This is a genomic window from Acinetobacter sp. YH18001 (assembly GCF_013416975.1).
GTDB lineage: Bacteria > Pseudomonadota > Gammaproteobacteria > Pseudomonadales > Moraxellaceae > Acinetobacter > Acinetobacter pseudolwoffii.
The window spans coordinates 1-6,744 of sequence record NZ_VPEU01000069.1 but is presented as its reverse complement, the minus strand read 5'-3'; the positions used below and the strand labels follow the sequence as shown (position 1 = coordinate 6,744).

General features: G+C 35.8%; 5 protein-coding genes and 1 pseudogene. 1 reads left to right on the top strand and 5 read right to left on the bottom strand.

Annotated elements, in window-relative coordinates; genetic code table 11:
• Positions 1 to 125, bottom strand: a pseudogene (locus tag FTV48_RS15235) (ATP-binding protein); the annotation flags it as partial.
• 20 nt (positions 126 to 145) lie between these two features.
• Here FTV48_RS15235 and FTV48_RS13625 point away from each other — a divergent pair.
• Positions 146 to 907, top strand: coding sequence for a DNA cytosine methyltransferase (locus FTV48_RS13625; protein WP_373683534.1), 762 nt, complete (start codon positions 146 to 148; stop codon positions 905 to 907).
• Positions 908 to 982: 75 nt separating this feature from the next.
• On the opposite strand, the gene FTV48_RS13620 is transcribed toward FTV48_RS13625, so the two are convergent.
• The 4 genes from FTV48_RS13620 to FTV48_RS13610 all read right to left on the bottom strand — a co-directional run bounded on the left by FTV48_RS13620 (position 983) and on the right by FTV48_RS13610 (position 6,496).
• A complete protein-coding gene (locus tag FTV48_RS13620; protein WP_180000704.1) occupies positions 983 to 1,429 on the bottom strand; it encodes a very short patch repair endonuclease in 447 nt (148 codons plus the stop codon).
• A 249-nt stretch (positions 1,430 to 1,678) separates the two neighbouring features.
• On the bottom strand, positions 1,679 to 2,845 hold the full coding sequence (gene drmB / locus FTV48_RS15025) for a DUF1998 domain-containing protein (protein WP_257222969.1): 1,167 nt from the start codon (positions 2,843 to 2,845) through the stop codon (positions 1,679 to 1,681).
• Positions 2,818 to 3,555, bottom strand: a complete 738-nt coding sequence (locus FTV48_RS15020; protein ID WP_257222968.1) for a hypothetical protein — start codon at positions 3,553 to 3,555, stop codon at positions 2,818 to 2,820. The genes drmB and FTV48_RS15020 overlap by 28 nt, the downstream gene beginning before the upstream one ends.
• Positions 3,548 to 6,496 (bottom strand): helicase-related protein, encoded by a 2,949-nt coding sequence (locus FTV48_RS13610; protein WP_257222967.1) that lies wholly within the window; start codon positions 6,494 to 6,496, stop codon positions 3,548 to 3,550. The genes FTV48_RS15020 and FTV48_RS13610 overlap by 8 nt, the downstream gene beginning before the upstream one ends.
• Positions 6,497 to 6,744 lie beyond the last annotated feature (248 nt).

Genomic DNA, 6,744 nt, shown 5'->3' with positions numbered 1-6,744 from the left:
CCCAGTCCTGTACCGCCAAACTGACGGGTGACCGAGGTATCGCCCTGTGAGAAAGACTCGAATAATTTTTTACGATCGGTACCACTCAGGCCAATGCCGCTGTCCTGTACACTAAAATGCAAGACACCGTGTTATTCTGATAGGTGTGAGAGAAGATATTAAACAAATACCGGATATCTTGGATAATAATGTTTATCCGAAAGTTACCGTTAAAGAGGCTATTGGCGATTTACCTAAATTACGAAGTGGGTTATCCAAACAAACTGATTCTTATGTCTCTTGGCAGCAGGTTGTTTCAAAAAATGCCGAGAAGCTAAGCAAACTAAATATCATCAATATTGAGGTTAATCAAAAAGATCTGTACCCCTTTAAAGATTTAAAAAGAAAAGAAACTGTTCACAAATATAAATCATCAAACCAGTTGCCAGACCATTTGAAGGAATGGATCCTTGATCCTGAGCTGAAACTAGTGCTCAATCATGAGACGAGAGGACATATGGAGTCAGATCTGCTCAGATACAGTTTCTGTGCTTTATATGGTCAACAAAAAGATGTTTCGCCTAAAGCAGAAAATTTCCCGACTGAACTGGCACCACAACATCAGAACTGGAATTCAGGTTCTTATAATGACCGTTTTCGTGTGCAGATTGCTAAAAAGGAAGCTACTACAATAACCAGCCATATTTCAAAAGATGGACATTATTTCATTCATTATGATCCACAGCAGTGTAGAAGTCTGACTGTAAGAGAAGCAGCTAGATTACAAACCTTCCCGGACAATTATATATTTGAGGGAAATCGTACTAATCAATATACGCAGGTCGGAAATGCTGTACCTCCCTTTCTGGCACACCAGATCAGTAAAATTGTGTTTTCATTGTTAAAAAAACATTATAGTAATTTATAAAAATGAAGTCCGATATTCAGTCATAACTGACAGAATATTGGGCCTGCTGTATGGTCACTAGTACTGAAAGCGAAGTTAAACAATTTCAATAAAAGAACTCTCTCCACCTAACCATTCGGAAATAATATTTATTACTCTATCCGGATCTTTGGTTGCACCCCTAATACTACATTCCCATACAACACATACTTTCCAGTTATTCTCTAATAACAAATTTATTGATTTACAGTCATTAGCTTGGTTCCGGGTTATTTTTGCCTGCCAGAATTCAGTTCGTGTAGCGGGTAATTTAAAAAGGTGGCAATTTATATGTCCATGCCAAAAACATCCATTCACAAAAATTAAAGCCTTATATTTAGGCAGCACGATATCTGGTTTACCTGGTAGATCTTTTACATGAAGACGAAAACGGAATCCTTTTTTATGTAGTAACTTTCGGATGAGTATCTCCGGTTTTGTATTCCGGTTTTTTATACCTGCCATCATGCGACTTCGGGTAGAAACATCAACGATATCTACCATATTCATCTCTTTATCTGCATTTTATTAAGATATTATTTTAATAAAAATAGGCCTTAAATTATTTATAAAATCCCCAAATTACACAATTTTAATCAATACAAAATAAATTATTAACATATTAAATAATGGTCAGGGAAGCAATAACACTTCTAAACTTCTCCTGACCATATATTTAATAGTAACAAATTAATAAATTTTAAAAGGCTATCTGTCTTATCTAATACTGTCAGATAAATTAGTATATCTATTCTATGAAATTTTAGATGCAGTGAATAATTTGTCAAAATAACCTATATCATTCAACTCCCTACTTATTACAGCCCCTCTATCAAGAAGTGAATTAAAGACTTCACATGATGTTTCTGGCAATAATGCACAATTATGACATGCAGCCAAATTCATTCCTCTAGGCCCTTGACCACCATTATCACCAATTTCACGGCAAATAGGGTCTGAACTACACCAGTTGGAACTTTCTATAGCTTTTTTAATCACAAGCTGGAGTGTTTCTGGTTCAGCCATTCGAACTAAACCGCCTAAAGATCCTTCACTATCTCCTGCTGCTGTATAAATAAGGAGTCCGCACATCTCTATTTCAGGATTATTACTAACATATAATCTTTCTCTTAAGGAAGCCGTACTATAACCACAATCAAAAATAAGTTGATTAATTAAAAGATGTGAAAATGTATGAGCCAAGAGAAAAGCAGGCCCAATGTCTCCAATATTTTGAACTAATGCTATCTTATTTGCTTTTTCAACTAAATTCCTGAAAGCCTCTCTTTTCTCAAAAATTGAAGCCCATTGCTTAATACTTTCCATATTAAATTGCAGAAAAATCCCTTCACCATGCACTTGAACCGCCGGTAACCAATTAGAGTCACGACTATTATCTTCTCTTAATATTTTCTTATAACTCTCAATTGTTCTATTAGTCTGTGGTTCTATACGATCAAACCCATAAAAAGCATTTGTAATCGTTAGCTCTTTAACTTGAGTGACTCCAGAAAAAAAATCCCTGAACCATGATTCAAAATTTTCCATTTGTAAAGTTTTAGTTATTAAAGGACCATTTTTACACTCTTTAATAAGCTGCTGGTATTCTTGAAATTTATATTCCAATTCTGAATCCGGAACTGCTGTTATATCAGTATCTTTGCTCTGATTGTTAAAAAAGTTAAATAGCTCATCCTTTGAATAAATACCATGAGTAGCCATAAACATGTATGCCACTTTTTGGTCAATCTCGCCACTAGACTCGATTATCTCCTTTAAATCAGGTTGTAAGTTTTCAAATTTTTCCTCAATGTCACTATCTACATTATTTCCAACAGTCGTAATTTGAATTGATGAACTTACTTTGGAAAAATAGATATTGGTAGCTTGTCTTAGCGCAGCAGAAATAGGCTGATACATGGTTCGAAACTATTGCATCCGAGCCAAGGTTTATGACCCAAGCAATGAATACCATTTTCTTTAAAAATGGATGATGGTTCCTTATTTGAATCCTGAGATTTAGTAAAAATACCAGCCAGTGATGCAGGTTTAGAGCGATGGGTTATACATTTTACCTTTACACCAGAAATGGCTGTACTACCAGTTCCTACGAGTGCCAACTTACAAGTCGACTCATTACAGTTGGAATTATTATGTGCATTCAACCATTCAAACCATGGAAAATCTTGTATATGACCATTACTACAAGCACAAACAAAACGTGACTGGTAAACAGGAGCATTACAATGCTCACATTTGTGTTCATCTTCACTTATTGATGAAATTCTAACCAAGCGTTGGCAACTGGTATTACTACATATATGCCAATATGGGAATCTGATAGCAGGAATAGGACTGCGTAATTTCTGGTGACCATCTATCGTTTTTTCATCAGGTGGTATTCTAAAATGATCAACCCCCAATTTGAATGCTAAACGTTCATCAGTAAGTGCATATTTTTGTTTTACTACATTTTCTTTTATACGCTCAATTGTTCCATCCTGAGTAAACCAATAATCCAAACCACAAGCTAGCATAGATATACCATTCTTGTTAATCTGCATAGCACCTGGCCCAAAGGTATGAATTAATTGCCCTTTTCTGGTTCTTACTTCACTCTTTTTACTCACCTTCATCATCCTCCTCTTCAAACTGATCATAAACCCCTGTGATCCACAGAGCAGACTCTCCATCAACATTGCGCATACTTGTTGGACAAACAATTTTAGAACTAGCTTTAGGAGAGGTTCCTAATGGAAGTAAAAGATCTTGTTGAGCGGGTTCAGAATCTGGTCTTAATTGTCCCCATTCATTATAAGCTGTTTTTACCTTATCCCACCGCTGCAAAAACTTATTTAAATAACTCGTTAAATATATTTTCTCATCCTCAGTCATTGAGCTACCCCTAAGCTTAAACAGCTCAGTTATCCATCGTTCTATTACAGATACATCAATATCACTTGGCTTCACATTGACTGAAGAAGTCTGACGAATGTTGGCAACAGTAATTGCTTTCATTCCTCTTTTTATTGCAGGTCTAGAAAAAGGAGTTACTGATGAAGGTTCAACTTTCGCATAAAGTCTTTGATGATAACCTCTGAAGTCTTCATAATGAGATTTATCCCTTGGTTTAGAGTTATTATAAATAGTAACAACCAAACCAGGTCGTTCATCAGCTTTACGCCCAACACGGCCAGATACCTGAATATATTGTGCAGTAGTTTTAGGTTGGCCAATAATCGACATGACAGATAGTCGGTCAATATCAACCCCAACTTCAATAATACTGGAGGCAAGACAAAAGGCTTTCACATTATAATTAATACATAGCTCATAAAGACTTTTGCAATATTTTGGTAATCTCACTTGTGGACTTTTCTTAGAAAGAAACATTTTTATATTTTCTAAGAAATAATAATCTTCTAACTCCAACCTATTAAATTTTTCAATTCTTTGATTGACGGCAGAAGTATACTCTGAAATTTCTGGATATTTAGTTCCTAAACCTTTTAACTCTTTTCCTATGTTTTCATAAATTTCTTTTAAGTTATGCTCATGAGCATTAAGCCGTTCTTCTAGAGCAACAATAGCCTTAGGTATCTCATCATCTTTTAATCGACTAGTAAGCTCCATACCTTGGTCTGGATATATTCTTCTTGGAAGAATAGACCTCGGATATCTTCTTTTCTGCTCTAATAAATATCCAACAATATCAGATTGAAACAGTGTAATAGCACCACCTAACTCTCTAATACTGTTATAGAAAGAAAGTAAGGTAACCCATGGATCTCTTTGTTCAATATCGACCCTATTAGCTGCGAATAAAAGTGCTGATTGTGTTCGCACTTGGGTTGTCAAAATTGAATTTAAACCAGGTGCACACACTCCTACATACTTGCGACCATGCAAAAGTTTACCTTCTGAATCTCTAGCATATTTTGCAAAAAATGAGTCGTCAGCTTCCAGTCCCGGTGGTGGAAATATACTTACATTTTTACGTCCATAAATACCATCTATCTGTTCTTGATATCCTTTGGTTGTAGCTGTAGCACAAACAATTTTTGGTTTTCTGATAATGCCATTCAAGTTTTCTGAACATAATTTTTCAATCAGCGGTTCATATAAAGCAACCATTGAACCAAGTGGTCCTGATATCAGATGAAGTTCATCTTGAATAATTAATTGTGGTGGTAATGCACACCGTTTACCATCAACACCTAAACCAAAAATACTGCGAATTTTTGGTTGCCATGCCAGCATTGCGAACTTATCTACAGTCCCAATTACTACCGACGGTCGTTCATCGTAAATATCTTCATCGACTACAAAAACTGGTATTTGTTTATAAAACGGACAACTGATATCAACACAAGAGAACATTACTGTCTTTAACTGTCTATTTTCTTTATAACCGACAACAGTTTTAGATTTATTACCCTTCACAATACCAATTTGCGTTGAGCAATATGGACATCTATCAATTAAAAATGGGTTATTAGTGTCTTTATTTTTCTTGAGGTTTGAATTTAGCTCTTTTAGTGCATTAATTGCCTGACTACGCTTATTAGGAGTATTTTCCCCTCCAACCCAAAGTCCAATACTAAATTGTTTACCAGGGATACTCTCTTCGCGACGTATAACTTCAAGACAACATATCAGAGTAGCGGCTCGCTGCAGCTGTTGCGCTGTTAAGAGGCGCAATGTATAACGCATTAACACCTGTACGCCGTCTGCTTCACTTGCTTTTTCTAAACGATTAAATATCAGGGTAAAAGCTGCAATCCCTAAATATGCTTCAGTCTTACCCCCCCCGGTTGGAAACCAGATAAGGTCTACTTTTTCATGATCAACATGAGTATTATCAATCGCGCCTTGAATACACATAAGCAAGAAGCCTATCTGGAAAGGACGCCATATTCCTTTAGCATTTGTATTTTCTACAAATGGTTTTTTTACATAAGGGTGTCCGTTTTCATCAAACTCTACTTCCCGAATTGATTTGGGTGCATGTTTTTGTTGATTCAACATCGCTTTATTTGCTAATTGAAAAGCTCGCCGTACTTTCAAATTAGTCTGTATTAAAGAATACCCCTCTTTAATTCGTGTTAAAGCCTCTTGGCAGCTTTTGATATGATTTTTAGCCGTCTCATGCAACTTTAAATCTAATTTATCTATATCATTTGATTTTTTAATAATCCAATCAGAATAAGCATCTATCAGAGCTTTAATCTGCCTATCACCATCTCCCCCTGTTTCAAAGTTTGCTAATGACTCCATGGAAATAACCAAACTGTTATTTTTATCAATTTCAACTTCAGCAGAAATACTAGGCGTTTCGAACGTAGGCAATGATTCTGTATAAACTGACGTTACCGCTTTCACTTCTAAATATGGAGAGCTATTCCAATTCGATGCCACGCCATGTCCTCTTGCAAAAACAGGAGCATTTCTATATAGAAGCTGATTGCTTAGTTCATCCCTGCTTGAATAAGTGTTTCCTAGTTCAGGGTAAGGAATAATAGCAGGAGGTAAATTAGATGGTAAATTCACCTTCAATTGTGTCTGAAACATGCACTTTTTATTTCTGTCTACAAAAGTATCATTTTGAACAGTATGACGATTAACTACTGCCGCAGTGATAAGTAATTTTTCATCATGTTCTCTGATAACACCTACGATATAAAAACAGTCTAATAGGGTGCCGAAATATACGCCTTTTTGCTTTTAAGTGATCCAACAATACCCGCTGTATTATAGGGCGTGTGGAATTTTAGGTCTAATGATACTGGTGCATAAGCAAGTATCTGATTTTGCTGGCC

What these genes read in the sequence shown, in the direction of transcription:
- FTV48_RS13620 (WP_180000704.1), bottom strand. Translation starts at nt 1,429, where the DNA reads ATGGTAGATATCGTTGATGTTTCTACCCGAAGTCGCATGATGGCAGGT.
- drmB (WP_257222969.1), bottom strand. Translation starts at nt 2,845, where the DNA reads ATGTATCAGCCTATTTCTGCTGCGCTAAGACAAGCTACCAATATCTAT.
- FTV48_RS13610 (WP_257222967.1), bottom strand. Translation starts at nt 6,496, where the DNA reads ATGTTTCAGACACAATTGAAGGTGAATTTACCATCTAATTTACCTCCT.